This window comes from Anaerosporomusa subterranea, from assembly GCF_001611555.1.
In the GTDB taxonomy this organism is placed as follows: domain Bacteria; phylum Bacillota; class Negativicutes; order Sporomusales; family Acetonemataceae; genus Anaerosporomusa; species Anaerosporomusa subterranea.
In genome coordinates this window covers 124,060-142,428 of the sequence record NZ_LSGP01000001.1, presented here as the reverse complement: position 1 = coordinate 142,428, position 18,369 = coordinate 124,060, and the positions used below count along the sequence as shown (strand labels likewise).

Annotated in this window: 20 protein-coding genes; 4 read left to right on the top strand and 16 right to left on the bottom strand. The window is 46.9% G+C overall.

Features of this window, described 5'->3' with window-relative positions; translation table 11 throughout:
- Positions 1-27: 27 nt before the first annotated feature.
- The 11 genes from modA to nifH all read right to left on the bottom strand — a co-directional run bounded on the left by modA (position 28) and on the right by nifH (position 10,531).
- Positions 28-825: a molybdate ABC transporter substrate-binding protein gene (gene modA / locus AXX12_RS00575; protein ID WP_231881731.1), complete on the bottom strand. Its 798-nt coding sequence runs from the start codon at positions 823-825 to the stop codon at positions 28-30.
- A gap of 3 nt (positions 826-828) precedes the next feature.
- Positions 829-1,458 carry a Fe-only nitrogenase accessory AnfO family protein gene (locus AXX12_RS00570; RefSeq protein ID WP_066236719.1) on the bottom strand — a complete coding sequence of 210 codons (630 nt, stop codon included), beginning with the start codon at positions 1,456-1,458 and terminating at the stop codon, positions 829-831.
- A gap of 10 nt (positions 1,459-1,468) precedes the next feature.
- The gene (locus tag AXX12_RS00565) at positions 1,469-1,777 is read right to left on the bottom strand and encodes a 2Fe-2S ferredoxin (RefSeq protein ID WP_066236717.1); all 309 of its coding nucleotides are present in this window, start codon (positions 1,775-1,777) and stop codon (positions 1,469-1,471) included.
- The gene (gene nifB, locus AXX12_RS00560; protein ID WP_066237249.1) at positions 1,774-3,018 is read right to left on the bottom strand and encodes a nitrogenase cofactor biosynthesis protein NifB; all 1,245 of its coding nucleotides are present in this window, start codon (positions 3,016-3,018) and stop codon (positions 1,774-1,776) included. The genes AXX12_RS00565 and nifB overlap by 4 nt, the downstream gene beginning before the upstream one ends.
- 41 nt (positions 3,019-3,059) lie before the next feature.
- Entirely contained in the window at positions 3,060-4,478 is a 1,419-nt protein-coding gene (locus AXX12_RS00555) for a nitrogenase component 1 (RefSeq protein ID WP_066236714.1), read from the bottom strand.
- Positions 4,450-5,808, bottom strand: coding sequence for a nitrogenase iron-molybdenum cofactor biosynthesis protein NifE (gene nifE / locus AXX12_RS00550; protein ID WP_066236712.1), 1,359 nt, complete (start codon positions 5,806-5,808; stop codon positions 4,450-4,452). Before nifE ends, AXX12_RS00555 begins: the two co-directional genes overlap by 29 nt.
- A gap of 84 nt (positions 5,809-5,892) precedes the next feature.
- Positions 5,893-7,281, bottom strand: coding sequence for a nitrogenase molybdenum-iron protein subunit beta (gene nifK, locus AXX12_RS00545; RefSeq protein WP_066236710.1), 1,389 nt, complete (start codon positions 7,279-7,281; stop codon positions 5,893-5,895).
- A 3-nt stretch (positions 7,282-7,284) separates the two neighbouring features.
- Positions 7,285-8,898 carry a nitrogenase molybdenum-iron protein alpha chain gene (gene nifD, locus AXX12_RS00540; RefSeq protein WP_066236708.1) on the bottom strand — a complete coding sequence of 538 codons (1,614 nt, stop codon included), beginning with the start codon at positions 8,896-8,898 and terminating at the stop codon, positions 7,285-7,287.
- A 20-nt stretch (positions 8,899-8,918) separates the two neighbouring features.
- Positions 8,919-9,329: a P-II family nitrogen regulator gene (locus tag AXX12_RS00535; RefSeq protein ID WP_066236704.1), complete on the bottom strand. Its 411-nt coding sequence runs from the start codon at positions 9,327-9,329 to the stop codon at positions 8,919-8,921.
- Positions 9,330-9,344: 15 nt separating this feature from the next.
- On the bottom strand, positions 9,345-9,671 hold the full coding sequence (locus AXX12_RS00530; RefSeq protein ID WP_066236702.1) for a P-II family nitrogen regulator: 327 nt from the start codon (positions 9,669-9,671) through the stop codon (positions 9,345-9,347).
- A gap of 38 nt (positions 9,672-9,709) precedes the next feature.
- The gene (gene nifH, locus AXX12_RS00525) at positions 9,710-10,531 is read right to left on the bottom strand and encodes a nitrogenase iron protein (protein ID WP_066236699.1); all 822 of its coding nucleotides are present in this window, start codon (positions 10,529-10,531) and stop codon (positions 9,710-9,712) included.
- A gap of 553 nt (positions 10,532-11,084) precedes the next feature.
- Here nifH and nifV point away from each other — a divergent pair.
- Positions 11,085-12,269 carry a homocitrate synthase gene (gene nifV, locus AXX12_RS00520; protein ID WP_066236697.1) on the top strand — a complete coding sequence of 395 codons (1,185 nt, stop codon included), beginning with the start codon at positions 11,085-11,087 and terminating at the stop codon, positions 12,267-12,269.
- A 23-nt stretch (positions 12,270-12,292) separates the two neighbouring features.
- Here the strand turns inward: nifV and AXX12_RS19120 are convergent, their stop codons facing one another.
- Positions 12,293-12,460, bottom strand: a complete 168-nt coding sequence (locus AXX12_RS19120) for a hypothetical protein (protein ID WP_156478557.1) — start codon at positions 12,458-12,460, stop codon at positions 12,293-12,295.
- 124 nt (positions 12,461-12,584) lie between these two features.
- Here AXX12_RS19120 and AXX12_RS00515 point away from each other — a divergent pair, with 124 nt between their 5' ends.
- From AXX12_RS00515 to rbr, 3 genes are all read left to right on the top strand, one after another.
- On the top strand, positions 12,585-12,782 hold the full coding sequence (locus tag AXX12_RS00515) for a hypothetical protein (RefSeq protein WP_066236695.1): 198 nt from the start codon (positions 12,585-12,587) through the stop codon (positions 12,780-12,782).
- Between the two features lie 449 nt (positions 12,783-13,231).
- Positions 13,232-13,624, top strand: a complete 393-nt coding sequence (locus AXX12_RS00510) for a thioesterase family protein (protein ID WP_066236693.1) — start codon at positions 13,232-13,234, stop codon at positions 13,622-13,624.
- 163 nt (positions 13,625-13,787) lie between these two features.
- Positions 13,788-14,372: a rubrerythrin gene (rbr, locus tag AXX12_RS00505; protein WP_066236691.1), complete on the top strand. Its 585-nt coding sequence runs from the start codon at positions 13,788-13,790 to the stop codon at positions 14,370-14,372.
- A 99-nt stretch (positions 14,373-14,471) separates the two neighbouring features.
- On the opposite strand, the gene AXX12_RS00500 is transcribed toward rbr, so the two are convergent.
- From AXX12_RS00500 to AXX12_RS00485, 4 genes are read right to left on the bottom strand one after another with little or no spacing between them, the layout of a single operon-like run.
- On the bottom strand, positions 14,472-15,743 hold the full coding sequence (locus AXX12_RS00500) for a purple acid phosphatase family protein (protein WP_066236690.1): 1,272 nt from the start codon (positions 15,741-15,743) through the stop codon (positions 14,472-14,474).
- The gene (locus AXX12_RS00495) at positions 15,740-16,777 is read right to left on the bottom strand and encodes a glycosyltransferase family 9 protein (protein ID WP_082816622.1); all 1,038 of its coding nucleotides are present in this window, start codon (positions 16,775-16,777) and stop codon (positions 15,740-15,742) included. Before AXX12_RS00495 ends, AXX12_RS00500 begins: the two co-directional genes overlap by 4 nt.
- Position 16,778: 1 nt before the next feature.
- Positions 16,779-17,246, bottom strand: a complete 468-nt coding sequence (gene rfaE2, locus AXX12_RS00490; protein WP_066236688.1) for a D-glycero-beta-D-manno-heptose 1-phosphate adenylyltransferase — start codon at positions 17,244-17,246, stop codon at positions 16,779-16,781.
- Positions 17,243-18,238: a bifunctional heptose 7-phosphate kinase/heptose 1-phosphate adenyltransferase gene (locus AXX12_RS00485; protein WP_066236686.1), complete on the bottom strand. Its 996-nt coding sequence runs from the start codon at positions 18,236-18,238 to the stop codon at positions 17,243-17,245. Before AXX12_RS00485 ends, rfaE2 begins: the two co-directional genes overlap by 4 nt.
- Positions 18,239-18,369 lie beyond the last annotated feature (131 nt).

The window sequence follows — 18,369 nt, the reverse complement described above, 5'->3', positions numbered from 1 at the left end:
CCACCTAACGTCAGGACACTATAATTTTTACTTTTCTACGGAAAAGCCATATTTTTCGAACACCGCTTTACTTTCAGGCATGAGCAGGTATTCCATAAATTTTTCAGCCGCCTGCTTCTGTTTTGTGCTAGTAACAATTGCTACAGGATATACAATTGGCTGATGGAGTTTTTGCGGCGCTGTCTCCACCACCCTTACTTTGTTGGTCGTAACGGCGTCGGTTTTATAAACGATTCCTGCTTCAACATTACCTGTCTCCACATAAGCTAAAACCGTTCGGACATCTTTTGTGAAGACGGCTTTGCCTCTGACCTCCTCCCATATCTTTAATTCGCTCAGAACTTGTCGGGCGTACTGGCCTGCTGGGACTATCTCGGGTTCTCCCATGGCGAATTTGTAACTATTCCCCATAATCAAGTCTTGAAATCCAGAAATCCGTGAATCAGAATTCTGCGGCACGATCAGCACAAGACGGTTTGTCGCCAAATTTCTGCGTGTTTCCTTGATGACTAGGCTCTTTGCTATCAAATCATCCATTTGTTTAGGAGCTGCGCTGATGAAAAGGTCGGCGGGAACGCCCTGCTCAATTTGCTTTTGCAGCGTCCCAGATGCCCCAAAGTTATACACCAATTCAATCTGCGTCTTTGCCTGATAATTGCTTTTTATCTCTGCCAGCACATCTTTCAGACTAACCGCTGCGGAAATATTCAATGTAGCAGGAGCGCTGGGCGAGTCCGGCAATCCCTGACTCGTCCGCCAGCAGCCTGCAATTGGCATCGCAGTCAAAAGCAAGAAAAGGCCACACCAAAGCATCTTTTTCATCATTCCTTATCCCCCACAAACCTGCTTATAGAGTGTCAGCAAAACATCGCCCGGGCTGGTCTTTTTCGTCTCGCAAACCATACTTCCTGCCATCACCTCTGCTTCAAGCCAAGGAGGAATATGATTGCACAGCACCTCGATCCGATACCAGCCGGTTCGCCGCAACAGCGGCATTAGTGCTTGTTTTGAGGTCAGTCCGGTATCTAACTCTTGAATTTGCTTTATGGAAATGCGAAAGACTCCATTTCCCAACTCCTCCGGCACCGGTAGTCTGACGACCTCGCTGACAGCAGCCTCCTTATCAGCCTCCTCTTCCTTATCGAGTACATAGTCAAGAAAATCTGCCGGCTTGCCGTCAAACTCCCAAATGCTAAAACCGGCCCGTTCCAATTCATAGTAAGGTACTCCGGTAATTGAGCCGGCAACAATCACTTTGCACTCTTCTAAACTCGCCAATAATTCGGCCATTTGCTTACGCATTTCCCGCAGCCCTTTATCCTGATTCAGCGCAAAGCTGCGCTCACTGCCGACGTGCCAAGTATCCCGCTTCTTTTGGAACAACAACAGCTTGCCTGGTTGATTTAGACTGGTGGTCTCTCCCGTCGGACCAACATGAATGGCAATCACTTTATTCATAGCAGCCCCCTCATATCAGAAGCCGCGTTACCGGCTCGCCGCCTTCAATATGTTTATCCATAATCTCCTCAACATCATCTGCAGATACTTTTTTGTACCAAACATTATCCGGATACACGACTACGATCGGTCCTTGTTCACACAACCCGAAACAGCCCGTATTCGTAATAGCAACATCGCCTCCCAAGTCTCGTTCCCCAATTTCCTCCATGAATTTCATCATTACGCTAACGCCTTCCTTGTTCAGGCACATACCCTTCTGTTGGCCGGTAGGGCGGGAACTGGTACAAACGAAGATATGGCGGTTAGGCTTATTCATAACGCACACTCCTTATATATTTTCCTACCCGACAATTTCTTCCAAGCATATTGCAGGCCATTTTCTACACTGTCGCAGGATTCCACACTGAGTACTCCCTTGTGTTGAAGGCGTTCCTTCGCCTGGCTGCCAATACGCATCGTCAATACTGCGTTGCAATCCTGCAGTGCCTCAAGAACTGCCTCCCGGCGGTTCTCTTCAGTGATGCACTCAGCCGATCCTAGGCAGTATTTCTCAACCTGTCTGATTTCCACAAGCCTGAACGCTTGCCCATTACCTTGGTAAATTCGAAACTGCGAGGCATGCCCGAAATGCTGATCAACGAGTCTTCCGTACTTGCTGGCAACAGCGATTTTCAGCGGTTCCCGCGCGGTGATCCGTGTTGGTTCAGCCTGTAGGTTGCGATTGCACATGCGAAATTCCTGTGATCGGTCTTCACTCAGTAAGCCGATAGCGTCAGCTCGGCATTGTTTACAGTGACGCATCTGCTTTAAATCCACTTCACAAAAATTGCGAATGTCATTAATCTCTTTCATGCTGGTCTGCGCCATGTGTTCGAAAACACTGCCAGGCGCAGGGATGAGCGGCATGATATTAGTCATGAACGCACCTAATGCTTTTACTGCTTTGACTACCGCCGGAATATGCGTGTCATTAATGCCTTTGACCATAACAATATTGACCTTGACCATGACGTTATGGTCAGCCAAAAAGCGAATGCCCTGCATTTGGTTCTCTAGCAGCACTCGCGCCGCATCAACACCTGACAGTCTCTGCCCCTTAACCAGTACATATTGATATAACTTAGCCCCAATTACGGGATCAATCGCGTTACAAGTTACGGTAACATGGCGAATACCCAGATCAACAATCTCCTGGGCGTATTCAGGGAGCATCAGCCCATTAGTAGAGAGACAGAAGATTACATCCGGTTGAACCGCCCGGATCATCACAATACTGCTTCTAACTTTTGGCCAATTCGCCAGGGCGTCTCCCGGTCCGGCAATACCTACCACGCTAAGATTATCCATTTTCTCTTTCACCCACAAAAACTTATCAAGCGCTTGCTCGGGCGTAAGCAGTTCACTGGTTACGCCCGGGCGGCTCTCGTGAACACAGTCAAACTTTCTCGTGCAGTAATTGCATTGGATATTACAAGCGGGCGCAACTGGGAGATGCATCCGCGCATAACGCATATGGGCCTCAGCGGAATAGCAAGGGTGCCGTTGCGTCGTCTCCATGGCACAGTCAGATAAACCAGTTGCTTGTTTGCCTGCATAATTCATACAGCGCCTCCTATCGACTGCGGCGTGTTGCCAGTCTGGTAATATTTTTCGTACATAGAGCGCCGATAGCTGCCATATTTATTTCCCAGCAGCGTGTTCGTAACGCGGTCGAGAAACATGGCGCTGCCAGTGTAGCCGACAGAGAGCAGTCTTTGCCCCCCGACCCGGTCATGAATAGGAAAACCAATACGTACCAAGGAAATACCTTCACGTTCGGTCAAATATCGACCATCAGATGATCCGATGGCGATATTGGCTCCAAGCTCGACGCTCTTAGCACGGATGGTTGCGAAGTCCGCCTTCGAGAGTATTGCTATTTCCTGTTTATATTGTTCAAAGATTGGTGCGAGCAACTGCGTCAGCCGATCACTGCCACCAGTGGCAGCCACGACAGGAAATATGCCATTTTCCACACAGGTTACGGCCAGTGAATAGACTAGTTCTGGCTCGCCGAAAATCACGCTGCGGCCATTAAAGTTATATTTGTGAGAATCAACCATGCAGTCAAGCAGCCTGCCCCGTTCCATCAAGAGGCTGTCAGGAATGTCTCTTTTTGTAATAGCCGTCAAAGCCTGCAGGAAACGGTCTGTGTTTTGCACTCCAATCGGAATTGGAACCTGATAGCACGGAACACCAAACTGTTCGGACAGATAGTGCCCGGGGGATTCCTCAGTACTTGCCGTGACACCAAGTTCTATCGTAGCTACAGCACCAGGCATCTTGGCGATATCGGCCAGCTTTGTTCCACCTGTAGATATCTTGGTGAACGGCCTGACCAAAGGACGGTCGAGCGAATATGAAATATCGGGACAAAGTGTATATTCTATATCCAGAAGCGCCAAAATTCGTTTGATTTCCCTGATATCGGCGGGGCTAATATTCGGTATGATGATATTCAGCTTGTTATGAGGTTCTGTAGGACGGGCCAATTCCATAATGATACGTTTTACCGCCAATAGATAGCCTTCATTCTGCGTGCCGCCATAACCAGGTGTACTCACAGCGACCACCGGGAAATCCTCTAAACCTTTTTCCTTGCGGTAATCAAGCGTTATTCGTTCCACATCTTCGCCAATGGTTTCAGCCAGGCAGGAGGTCAAAACACCAATTAGTTTGGGGTTATAAACCCGCAGAATATTATCAAGGCCTTGCTTCAGATTCGCTTCACCGCCATAAATGGTCCCTTTTTCATTTAAGGAAGAAGAGCCAACATCAACCGGTTCATTAAAATGCTCGGCGATATGACGCCTCATATAGGTACTGCAGCCCTGTGAGCCATGGATGATGACCATCGCCCCTTCAATCCCTTTGAAGGGAAGAATGCCTCCCATCGGCATGCACATGTGACAGGGATTTTCATTGACATTCTTGCTGTAAAGAAGTTGTTCATCCACGGTTCTCACCACCCCAGTCATAAATATAGTTCCAAACCGGTGAACAAAGAGTTGAATAGACTTCCTTAGCGAAATTCACCGCGCCAATATAACCGCTCAAAGGGTGCTTACGATCATGATTGTGATCGATAAACGCGATTCCCAGCTTATAAGCCAGCGGGCGCTCTTTTACTCCCCCGACCAACAAATCCGCCCCCTGCTGGGTCATAAACCGCTCCAGTTCAGCAGGATTAGCGTCGTCCAAAATCACCGTGCCATCATTGACTAGATCATTAATCGTGTCATATTCATCTGGGCGTCCGGTCTGGGTGCCGATAAGCACGACCTCGATGCCAATTTCGCGGAACTGTTTGATAAGAGAAATTGCCTTAAAACCACCACCAACATATACAGCTGCTTTCTTGCCATTAAAATGACCGCGATAGGCCGCAATGATCGGCGAGGTCGCCTCTGTTTCGCGAGCAATTAGCATTTCTGCTCTTGCCAGCATCGCCGGATCGCCGAAGTAGTCTGCAATCTTTCGCAGGGAGTCTGCTGTGTCCTCCATTCCTAGAAACGAAACTCGTAGATAAGGAATCTGGAATTCATCCTGCATCTTTGTCGCCAAATACGTCATTGAGCCTGCGCATTGCATGATATTGAGCGAGCCAGCCGTCGCTTCCCGGAGGCTGTCAAAGTTTGAGTCTCCGGTAAAAACGCTGTTGACTGATACTCCGATTTCCGTCAAATAATTACGGATAATCCAGGCCTCTCCCGCTAGGTTAAAATCGCCCAGATAGTTAACACTGTTGGCTTTTCGCGGCAGCGGCTGTTCCGGCGTAATCAGGCGCAGCAATGCGTCGCAGGCAGCGCGGTAGCCAGCTGATTTATTGCCGATAAAACCGCTGGATTGCACTGGGATAATCGTTATGCCGTGCTTCTGAGCCGACCGTTTGCAGACTGCCTCCAAGTCATCGCCAATGACTCCTACAATGCATGTTGAATAGACGAAGAATAGTTTGGGTTGATATTTCGCGACTATCTCGTCAATTGCGCGGCTGAGTTTTGGTTCGCCGCCGAAAATAACATCATGTTCTTGCAATTCGGTAGAAAAGCTGTTGCGGTATAAATCGTCCCCACTGCTTAAACTGCCGCGGATATCCCACGTATAGCTCGAGCATCCAATCGGACCATGCACTAGATGCGCCGCGTCAGTAACCGGATTAAGCACGACCCGGGCGCCGCAATAGACGCAAGCGCGCTGACTGACGCAACCCGATATACTGTCGGCATCACATCTCAGTGAGACTTTCTGTTTTCCTTTGGTTGCAATAAAGGGATTGCGTTCCTTAATATCCAACGCTGCTTCCATCGCTTTTCTCCTTTCCTTTAATAAAAGAGGCGACGCTGTCTAACGGGGCAGGCAGCGTCGCCTCTGTGTTTAAGATTCTAAGCGTTACATGACTAATTCAAAGTCTTCATCGGCTGCGTCCCGGTCCTGCCGGTCAAGCAGTGCATTACTGATCATTTCAACAAGCCTCATGGCACCATGATAACCAACAATCGGTAAATAGGAATGAACGCTGCGATCTAAAATAGGAAAGCCCACACGTACGAACGGAACATCTTCTGCCCGGGCAATATACTTTCCATACGTATTGCCAATCAATAAGTCCACTGGCTGATTCTTCATCCATTGGTGCAATGTAAACAAATCTCCCGCACTTTTAACATTGGCTTGAATTCCAGTCGGCTTAAGCATGGCATTGATATCATCCTCAAAGCTTCCTGCCACAGAATTTGATGAACCGCCTGGAGTACCGGTGAGCACATGAATCGGAATCATCCCCAAGCTGAGTACAAATTCAGTTAACCCTGTAACGATATCAGGATCACCAAAAATGGCTACTGTCTTCCCATGAAAATGGAAATGCGTATCTGTCATAATATCAACTAACTGGCCGCGTTCTACTTCCAATTCTTTTGGTATCTCATGCGCAAAAGCTGTGCGTAATGTCATCAATAAAGCATCTGTTGCTTTAATTCCGATGGGTGTTTTCAATGTTACTACTGGAACTTTACATTTTTTATTGAGCAGATCGGCAGGATCACTCGACGCAAACCGGCCAAGAGCCAGGCTAACTTTTGAATTGCCGGTATCTTTCAATTGTTCAACCGTTGTACCGCCCTCAGGGTACATCTGAAATTCTCCTGTCATTGGTGTATCAACGACCCCTGATGTATCAGGAAACAGTATATACTCAATATCCATACTCTTCACAATACGTTTAATTTCTCGCATATCACCAGGATTCACGAAGCCTGGAATAATATTAATTTGTTCTTTTTTAATTGGCGACGTACTTTCTGCTAAATAACTAACCATGGCTTTTGTCATGTTGGAGAAGCCGGTAATGTGTGAGCCTACATAACTTGGCGTATTCGCATGAATGACAAGCTTACCCTCCGCAACATCAGCGGTTTTAATAATACTTGAAACATCGTCGCCAATTGTTTCCGTTAAACAAGTAGTGTGTATGGCCATCACATCCGGCTTGTAGATGTGAAAAACGTTTTGTATAGATGCTTTTAAGTTAGCACCGCCACCAAAGACCGATGACCCTTCTGTAAAGCAACTCGTTGACGCCATGACCGGATCGCGGAAATGACGAGTTAAATGCATACGATGGTATGAGCAGCAGCCTTGTGAACCATGACTGTGTGGCAAACACTTATGAATACCGAGAGCAGCATACATAGCCCCAATTGGCTGACAAGTCTTTGCCGGGTTAATGATGCCGCCGCTATTACGTTCTGTAATTTCTTTTGGTGTACAATCCAACATATATTATGCCACTCCTTCCTCATTTACTGTTCCCTCTAATAGGGGTTGATCTTTCCAGGGCGGAGTAATGAAGTTCCAAGTTGGAGAGGCAAAGCCCATGCTGATATCTTCAGCAAATTTCACTGCACCATTAAACCCTGCATAAGGACCGCTATAATCATAAGAATGTATTTGTTTAGAGTTAATGCCCATTTTTTGAATAACATATTTATCTTTGATCCCTGAAGCAAAAAGATCAGGTTTCAGGAGCTTTATGAATTCTTCTGTTTCAAAATGATTCATATCATCGACAATGATACTGCCGTCTTTCATATCATAGCGGATGCCATTGTACTGACCTAATGGAATTCTAGCTTTAAGAGCTAGCATTTTTTCTGGTGAAACTTTTAAGCGAAAGCGCTTTTCATCCACCTCAGCCACATAGTGGGGAATGTTTTTACTATCAGCATCAGGTTTGATAGTAGGAATGACTTGACGGCCTTCATAATCATCGCGATGAGCAAATTCATACCCTGCTAATAATGTTTCCATACCGAGTTCAGCAAATAAGTTTTGAAAATGATGACCACGAGATCCGCCAACAAAACAAAATGCTGTTTTTCCACTACAAATCTTTTTGTATTGCTCAAAGATCGGTTCAATTCGTGCTAATTCACTGGCGATGACCACCTCTGTCTTTAACGTTAATTCTTTGTCGTCAAAATAGAGAGCCATATTGCGCAGAGAATCAATAGTTCCTTGAATGCCGATAAAGTTAACTTTCAGCCAAGGTGTACCATATTTAGTTTCCAGCATCTCAGCAATGTAGTTGATGGATCTATGACATTGAACCAAGTTAAGTTCTGCAGTATGAGCATTTTTGAGGGCTTCATAAGAGCCATCCCCAGTCATAACGGAAACTATATGGTAGCCAATTTTCTTAAGGATTCGTTCAACTTCCCAGCCGTCACCGCCAATGTTGTATTCGCCCAGAAGATTGATGGGGAACTTTGCCGGGGCTGTTTCTTGATCACCAGTACCAATAACCTTTTCCATTAATATATTATTGGCAATATGATGGCCTGCGGACTGGCTGACCCCTTTATAGCCTTCACAGCTAAACGATAACACCTGAATGCCATGCTTGGCCTCGGCTGCTTTAGCCACTGCCCCCATATCATCACCAATCAGTCCCACTGGACAAGTTGCTGACAGAGTAATACATTTAGGGTCAAAGATTTCCATGACTTCATCAATGACCTTAGCCAATTTCTTTTCGCCACCAAATACAATATCACTTTCCTGCATATCAGTAGAGATACAATAATTGATAAAGTTATGTTTGGGATCGTCAGATTTCGCCTTATTCCGACGTGTATTCCATGCATAGTAACCACAGCCGATTGGCCCGTGAACAATATGCACCATATCTTTTATCGGACCAAGAACAACGCCTTTACAACCAGCATAGGCACAGCCACGATTCGTAATAATACCAGGGATTGTCCGAGTGTTGGCTTCAATTTCTTGGCTTTCTAACTCAGAATTTTTAATAATGATATGTTTCTTCCGACTTTTTTGAACCTTAGCTGGATATTGATCGAATATCGTTTGAAGTTTCTTTTCAGTCATTTCCATTGCCCTTGACCTCCTTTTTGCTATACTGCCGCTTCGCCCGTCTCTCCAGTACGGACACGCACTGCATCAATGACTGGTAATACGAAAATTTTACCATCACCAACGTTATTACAAGTTTTGTTAGCCTGAATAATGGCAGCCACAATTTTGCTTACATCTTCATCATGGGCTAGGATGGTAAATAGCCTCCGGGGAAACAAAGTGGTACCGACTAAAAAATCGGTAATTAATTTTTCCGCTTCCCCTGTTTGATCCTCGCCTGCCATAAGCAATAGTTCTTTCTTGCGCTCCAAAATCAAGGTAGGGTTTGTGACGATCTTGCCGCGACCTTCTACTTTAAATGCAGTAAAGCCAGCCGCTCCAGCTTCTACTAAGGCTTTTTTAGTAGCACTGGTTTTATTCATGCGTACTACTGCGATAATTTCTTTCATCTTTAGCCCTCCTTCTTATAGGCTGGGAATACCACTGGAAATGGTGTAGACTTCTTCAATCGGGCTGATAAAGACTTTACCATCACCATAGGCGCCTTGCTCACTGGTTCTAGCATATTTTATGATCAAACGCACCATCTCTTCCTTATCTTCATCACGGATGGCCATCATCAGCATCGCTTTAGGAATCTCATCATAGACGATACCGCTGATCTTGATTCCCTTTTGCTTGCCACGTCCGACAACATCTACGACTGTTGCTGCATGAAAACCGGCTCGCGATAACTCAGACAATACTTCCTCTTTCTTTTCCGGCCGAATAATTGCTCTAACCATTAACATGTTTTTCCCTCCAATAGTTTATTTGTATTGCGCTAGACTTAGGCGTCCATAAAACCATGTTCCATCATGATTGCTTCCAAGCGATCTTGAGACATTGGTTTAGGAATAACAAACATTTTATTCGTGTCAATCGCTTTAGCTAGTGCACGATACTCATCCGCCTGGCGTGATGTTGGATCAAAATCAACTACTGTCTTTTTATTGATTTCCGCTCGTTGAACCAGATTGTCACGCGGTACAAAATAAATCAGTTGGGAACCAATTTCTTCGGCAAATGCTTTTAGCAGCTCGTATTCTTTGTCTACCATACGGCTATTACAGATAATACCGCCTAGTCGAACTTTACCGTTAGCAGCGTATTTTTGGATGCCTTTTGAAATATTGTTAGCAGCATAAAGCGCCATCAGCTCTCCTGAAGCAACAATATAAATTTCTTCTGCTTTGCCTTCGCGAATCGGCATGGCAAAACCACCACAGACAACATCACCCAGTACATCGTAGAAAACATAATCAAGATCTGGTGTATACGCGCCTAAAGACTCAAGCATATTGATAGAAGTAATGATGCCACGACCAGCACAACCTACGCCTGGCTCAGGACCGCCTGATTCGACACACTTAGTACCAAGAAAACCAGGTTTAAGGATGTCATCTAAATCAATGTCATCACCTTCATCGCGTAATGTATCAAGTACGGTTTTTTGACACAATCCATGAAGCAGCAAGCGAGTTGAATCCGCCTTAGGATCGCAACCAACTACCATGATTTTCTTTCCGGCTTCTGCCAAAGCGCCTACTGTATTTTGTGTGGTGGTAGATTTACCAATGCCACCTTTACCGTATATAGCAATCTGTCTCATGAATAAATGCCCCCTCAATATTTTTAATATTAGTTGAATATACTTTTAATCTAATTTATAATGGAAAATGGATACGTCAAATAAACCCTGGTGTCCACTGGGAGTTAAAAGATGTTCCGCCGCTTCATAGATATCGCAAGTATCTATGAAGCATTTTATTTACATTCAGATGTCGGTACGATAGGACCACCTCCTTTATTGTCTGGAAAACGCCGATGGAGCTCATAAAGGAATTCCCCTACAAGCCCCATCGCTTTGTTCTTTATTTTGTTATACCCTTTGTTTGCTGCCGGAAGACAAAAAAGCTTACAAGCGATTAATCTGCTTGTAAGCACCATTGCTTCCGACTGGTAATTTGAATTGAGTATAGCATACATTATTTATTAGGGCAATACCTCTCACTAATAGTCAGAACATTAAATCTATACACAAAATCATTTCGTGGAGTACCTCTGTCTTTATTGAATAAGCATGCGTTGACAAAATTATCACCTTCAAAGTAATATGGTACTCAAAACTATTACTGCAATACTGACAAAGGAGGATGAGGAGCATGCTGCCCACGAAAAGAGTTGCTGAGACTAAAGCTGTTTATCTAGTGGATACTACTTTGCGGGATGGGGAACAAACGGCAGGAGTAGTTTTTTCCCATCAGGAGAAAGTACGCATCGCCCAACTGCTTGACGAAATCGGCGTGGAGCAGATCGAGGCAGGCATTCCCATCATGGGCAAAGAAGAATCAGATGCCATCAAGGCAATTGTCCGCCTCAACTTGCAGGCCAGTATCTTAGGCTGGGCCAGAGCCGCAATTTCAGATGTTCAGGCCTGTATTGCCTGCGGGGTAGATGCTGTAGAAATCTCCAGTCCAACCTCAGACATCCATATTCATCATAAGTTGCGCTCATCCAGAGAAGCTGTTCTTGAAAATACCGTAAAGGCTGTTGAGTATGCAAAACGCGAAGGACTTTACATTTCCGTAGGGGCTGAGGATGCTTCGAGAAGTGACAACTCTTTTCTGCTTCAATACGCACAGGCAGTTAAACAGGCAGGAGCGCAGAGATTGCGCTATTGCGATACGATCGGACTGCTCAATCCTATTGCCGTATTTGAACAAATCAAATGGTTGCGTGAACAGATAGATATCGACGTTGAGATACATACTCATAATGATTTTGGTATGGCAACAGCTAATGCGGTAGCCGGCTTTCTGGGAGGTGCCAGATTCATCGACTGTACAGTCAATGGACTTGGTGAGAGGGCTGGCAATGCCGCGCTTGAGGAAGTGATCTTCGCGCTGAGACAGACCTGCCAGATGAACCTACCCTATGACAGCACTAAATTGAGACCCCTTTGCGAATTTACGGCCAAAGCCTCTGATCGAACTTTACCTGTGGATAAGGCCATCGTCGGCAGCAATGTTTTCCATCACGAGTCAGGGATACATACTGATGGCATCTTAAAGTCACACTCACTCTACGAGGCATTCGCACCAGAGGAAGTCGGCTTAAAACGCAAAATCATCATCGGCAAGCATTCCGGCACCTCTGCCGTCGAACACCGACTGCAGAGTCTGGGAATTTTGGCTGAATCAGGCTTTGCCGCTTACCTGCTCCCACAGATTCGCGCAAAAACAGTTGAGCTCAAGCGTTCACCATCGCCTGCCGAATTGGATCGGCTTGTCGCCGAGTGGCTGCCACGCTATGAGCAGCAATCACATGCAAACAAGCACCTAACATAACCTGGGTCGCACATCGCATTACGTTATTCTGTTTTGCTTGTCGTCTGTTCTTTAGAATCTTGGTTAGTCTCGCCTTGCTGATACGCCTTTTTAAAGCTGTCTTTAGTCAAGGCATGAACATGAACCTTTTGTTTATCCATTGCCGCTTTGCAGGACGATTTGTCTACACACAGGGTATGTAGATCTTCCATAGTATCCCCCCTATAATTGAAAATCGTTATCATTATCATGGTTCCATTATACCCATATCCAATCAAAATACAAGTGGATACGGCGAAAGACACGATGCAATACTAACAGCGGAGGTGTTTTAAAATGACAATACCAAAAGCTGGACCTTGGCGAGCTGTTAAGCAAGAGCACGGTTTCTATGCCGTACACTTTGAGGAAGACAAACAAGAAGGTCCGTTTGCCAACCGCAAAACAGCAGATGAATTTGTCGATGCCGCAAACAGCGCTCTGGCAGATAAGGAAGTCGACTTCAGACAGGATGTTCTCCAATCAGAAGACTGAGGCGCGCCTATAAGAGACTCTCAGACTGTCGAGAAACCTCGTTCTCCCAGGGCGTTCAAACAGTTCTAGACCGTTGCATATGAGCTAGCAGAAAATTGAAGGCGCTAACTATACAGAACCGTAGGCGGGCCAGCCGCCCCAGCAGTGAAGCGTACTAAAGGGTACGCTAGCAATGGGATGGCTGGCCTGATTGCGCACCTCTTGGCGTTTTAGCGCCTTCGCTGCTCTCGGCCGTCCACGGCCTTCGCAGCACCTGAACGTCTTGTTCAATGGAGTTGGCGGCATACTCCTTGCGGGTACGTCGGCACGAATGCTATACCATCCTTGGCACATTCGACACTAGCGCATCCGTGTGCGTCGTAGATGGGGCTCTATCAACGCCCGGAGGAGGATTGTCTTGTTATGGAAGCTTTGCTACAATATAACTAAAATTAGATTTGAGGTGTGCTATGGAATTCAATCTTACCGTTGGCATGACTGCGGAAAAACAAGAACAGGTAACTCCTGACAATACGGCCATGCGTTATGGCAGCGGCAGTGCCGCCGTCTACGCAACACCGGCGATGGTCGGTCTGATGGAAGGAACTTGTCTGGCTGCAGTTGATCCTCATCTGCCGGAAGGCATGGCAACTGTGGGGATTCGTCTTGATGTCCGCCATCTGGCAGCAACCCCGATCGGACTGGGTGTCCGCGCAACAGCCGAGCTTATTGAAGTGGCCGGCAAACGGTTGACCTTTAAGATGGAAGCCTTTGACGACAAGGAAAAAATCGGCGAGGGAATCCATGAGCGTTATATCATTGATGTGAAAAAGTTTATGGAGAAAGCACAAAGCAAAAAGTAAGGTAGACTTGTTATGCCCCCAACTACTAACTTGTCTGGTAGTTGGGGGCATAACAGTATCCACCAGACGGCTTACTGAATACTCTATGTGAAAAAAATACCAAGGATTTCGAGAATTAATGTCGAATAAGAATACTATAACAATAAAACTGGAGGGATGCATAATGAAGTCACTAAAAGGCACAAAAACAGCGGAGAATCTAATGAAAGCCTTCGCAGGCGAGTCTCAGGCAAGAAATCGTTATACATATTATTCGTCTGTTGCCAAGAAAGAAGGCTACGTCCAAATCTCCAATCTGTTCACTGAAACCGCTGATAACGAAAAAGAACACGCCAAGCGCTTCTTTAAATTTCTAGTTGAATGCCTGGAAGGTGAAATGGTCGAAATTACTGCCAACTTCCCGGTCGGATTGGCAGATACGAGAGCCAACCTTAAATCAGCAGCTGACGGTGAACATGAAGAATGGGCCGACCTCTACCCTGCATTTGCCGATGAAGCTGACGCCGAAGGCTTCCCCGTAATCGCTTTTGTTTTCCGTGAGATCGCCAAAGTTGAGAAGCACCATGAAGCCAGATATCGTAAGTTGTACGCAAATATCGAAAACGGCAGCGTATTCAAGAAAGATACCGTTGTTCAGTGGAAATGCGCCAACTGCGGCTATATTCATGAAGGTCCGGAAGCACCTAAAGGTTGTCCGGCTTGCGCGCATCCTCAGGGATACTTCGAAGTGTTTGTCGAAACCTACTAGCGGGAGCAAATTGCTAGCCTCATAGGCAACAACACCTGGGGGTTCTGAACGTCCTGGGAGTTAATTTTCCGAACTAATAAGAGCAGGGCCCTGCTCTTATTAGTTCGCGATTTGTTGCCGCTTATTTACCGCCCAAGCGTCAATCAGTGTCCCGCTTTGTTTAAACGCCTTTACAGAGATGCTGTCAGCCGTTACTGCCACGATGAGATAATTCGGCTCATCTTGCGGATTATAAAAAAACTCATTTAGCGGATTTGCTGTTACTGTCGAATAGGATTTCGAACCGCTTCTGCCAGTCGCCACATATATGGTGCCGTCAGGGCTAACCTCACTGTCACGCACCGGATAAGTTCGGGCATATACATGATCATGTCCGGTAAAAACCACGTCGACCTGATGTGCATCAAATAGCGGCGTAAGGATTTCACGAATCGCAATATTGTCCCGAAACGTTTTATTGTCATACAATGGGCGATGAATGAAAACAATCGTAAAGCGCTTTGTTGTCTGAGCTAAGTCCTTTTCCAGCCAAACCTTCTGCCTAGCAAGCAGATCAGGCAAAAACTGCTTTTGTTCGCCCGCTTGGCTATCGAGCATGACAAAATGAACATCCCCATAATCAAACGAATAGGCTTGTTCTTGCATTCCCTCCGGGCCATTCAGCGGCAGCGAAAACTGTGAGGTAAACAACGTAGGCATGGAAAACTTCCGTTCCACCGTATAGGATTCATGGTTTCCCGGTATTGGCATTACCGGTATCGAGTCAATAATTCCTTTGCCTGCGGTAAACCAGGAATGCCACTGGGCATAATCCTGCCCCACATCCACCAGATCCCCTACGTTGGTGATAAAGGCTGCACGGGGATGGGCCTGATGGGCATACTGCAATGTCGATCGCCATGTATCGTAATTAATACTTTGCGAATCGCCAAAGACAAGAAATGTAAATTCTTTACTATCTATGCGGGCTGTGGTAAACGTCTTCTGCTCACTCCAGGCTGAACCGCCGCTTACCTGATAGATATAGTGCCCGCCAGACTTGAGCCCAGTCAGGGTAGCACTATGAATATAGCGGATTCCCTGGTTAGTGGTGACAGGCTGCATGTGAGAGGAGATTCTTGTCGCCCCGTCCGGCAGCATTTCTGATTCGCCTTTTTTCGCAAACCGGACTTGTCCTGTGACCGGTTCATCGGTTTGCCAGGTAATTGTCTGAGTGGTTTGGGTGTCGCCTGTCCAGGTGAGAGTGATATGTTTTGGGGTTGAGGCGTTTTCAATGCTTTCAGCCAGCAAAGTTGGCGAAAAGCCGACGCTGATTAGAATAACCAGAGCTGCCACAACGCAGAAAAATGGTCCTATACGCCGTAATCTCATACGATAATCGTTGAGCCCTTCAAAAGCTTGACCGCTTCTTGGTAGACAGCATCAGGACTAAGTACTGTCAGGCATTCCTTGCCATATCGACACTCCCGCTTCCAACAGCCAGCGCACTCGTACGGAACTGTAAGCACCGCATTGCTTTTGCCATAGGGGCCGTTGCGCTCGGGATTTGTCGGTCCCATCAGCATCAAAACTGGCGTGTTCAGAGCTGTCGCTAAGTGCACCGGACCGGTGTCGCCGCCGACGACCAATTTCGCATGACGAATAAGCTGAGCTAACTCGAGCAGCGTAGTTCTGCCTGTCAGGTCAATTGGCGGAATCAAGGCCGCTTTTAAAATATCGTTAGAAAAATAGTCATCACCCGGACCGCCAATTAGAACCGGAATCAGCTTGTCATCAAACAGTTTGTCCGCCAAAGCGGCGAAGTGTTCTGGCTGCCAACGTTTATTGGGCCAATTCGCCCCTGGCGCTAGAATGACATAGTCTTGCGTCATATCTAGACCGGCAAAATTTGCAAGCGTTTCGGTCGTAGCGGCAGCCTCGTCAGGAATGGTCAGACCGAAATCGGTGCTGCCGCAATTGACACCAAGCGCCCTGACCACGTCAAGGTATTGCTCAACAATGTGCCCGCCTTGGTTCGGCCCGCAAACCCGTTTTCCCATCCAGTTGCTCAATTCGCGCGCATTGCAGTAGACGAGGCGCTCGGTTGCACCACTCAATGACGCGATAGCCGCGCTTTTAAACAATCCCTGCAAATCTAATGATAGATCGAACCTTCGCCGGCGCAGTTCAGAAATAAACCCTGGAGCATACTGTCGGATGCCACTCCAGGTTTTGCATTGGCCTTTTTCAAAAACAATTACTTCATCAACATAAGCATTAGCCTTAACCAGCTCTAACGCAGGCTTTTCCACTACCCAGGTGATTTTGCAGTCAGGAAAACCTTTCTTTAGCGCGTGTGCCACCGGCAGTGCATGAATGACGTCGCCGATTGCGCTCAGTTTCACAATCAAAATTCTTTTCATCATCTCACACTGACGCCATTTTATGAATCATATTTGTTGTTGAGCGACCCGCTACCTCTGGCAGCAAAATGGTCTGGCCTCCATGCGCAGCTACAATCTTAGCCTCTGGCAAACGGTCAACCGAATAGTCGCCTCCCTTGGCGTAAATGGCCGGTTGAACTTCGGCAACTAGGCTTTCGGCAGTTTCCTCAGAAAACACAACAACATAATCCACCGCAGCCAAGCCTGCCAATACTTCGGCTCTGTCTGCTTCATCATTAACTGGCCGTGTTGGTCCCTTCAACTGACGTACAGACGCATCACTGTTCAGTCCGACAATCAGGCAGTCGCCCAGTTCACGGGCTGCGTTAAGGTAACGCACATGACCAACATGCAAAATATCAAAGCAGCCATTTGTGAGAACAATCTTCTGCCCTTGGCTTCTCAATTGCATCGCCAACGCAGCGATGTCTGCACGCTGAACAATTTTCATCTTGTCTCTCCTATCGCCTGTTTAAGTTCTTGTGGTGTTGATGTGGCTGTACCAAGCTTGCGAACAACCACTCCAGCCGCATAATTGGCTAATTGAGCAGCCTCCAAACGGGATGCTCCTGCGGCGACCGCCAGCATCATAGTAGCCACTACCGTGTCACCGGCTCCGCTAACATCATATACCTCACTGATATTTGTCACCGGAATATGTGATGCTATACCGCCTTGCTCCACCAGTGTCATACCTTCTGAACCGCGAGTAATCAAGACAGCGTCTGCCTGCAGACGGGTGAGCAGTTCGTTGCCCGCCCTCTGAATAGCCTCGTCATCATCGAGTGAAAAACCAACTGCAGCTGCTGCCTCCGCTTCGTTTTGTTTGACAAAATTTACGCCGGTAAAATCGGTAATATTATAGCGAGAGTCCACTATGCAAGGGATGCCATGTTGGCGGCAAGCAGAAATCACCGTTGTCCGAATTAGCGGCGAAACAGTAAAACTGCCGTAATCGCTTAAAACCACTGCGTCCATTTTGGTAATATGTTGCTGAATGTAGTCTACAATCTTTTGTTCCAAAGTCCCAGACAAGGGCAACTTGTCCTCTCGGTCGATGCGGACAACTTGTTGCCGCACAGTTGCCTGCCCGCCGGCCATAACACGAGTCTTGGTGACAGTCGGCCGGGGCGACTCTGTTAGAAAGCCATCTGTATGTACCCCTTTTTGCCGCAAGATCTGACTCAATACTCTGCCTGGCTGATCTTCACCAACCACGCCGACTGCAAAGACCTCACCGCCGAGGGTAGCGGCATTATGAACCACATTAGCGGCGCCGCCGGGAACGACGGTCTCGCCTGTGTGTTCAAGCACCAGCACAGGTGCTTCTCTGGAAATACGTGAAATCTTCCCTTCCAAATACACATCAGCGACGACGTCGCCGATGACCATCAATTTTCTCTGCTGCAGTTGCTCAACCAAGCGGATCAATTTATCTTTCAACAGGCTCCGCCTCTCTTTCTCGGTGTATTGTCAGTCTCCCCACTGTTATAGTACGATGAACACAAGCGGCACTAGCGATACACTAGCGACACAAACTTTTCTTCTGTCCTTAGTGGCGCTAGTGGCGTCTC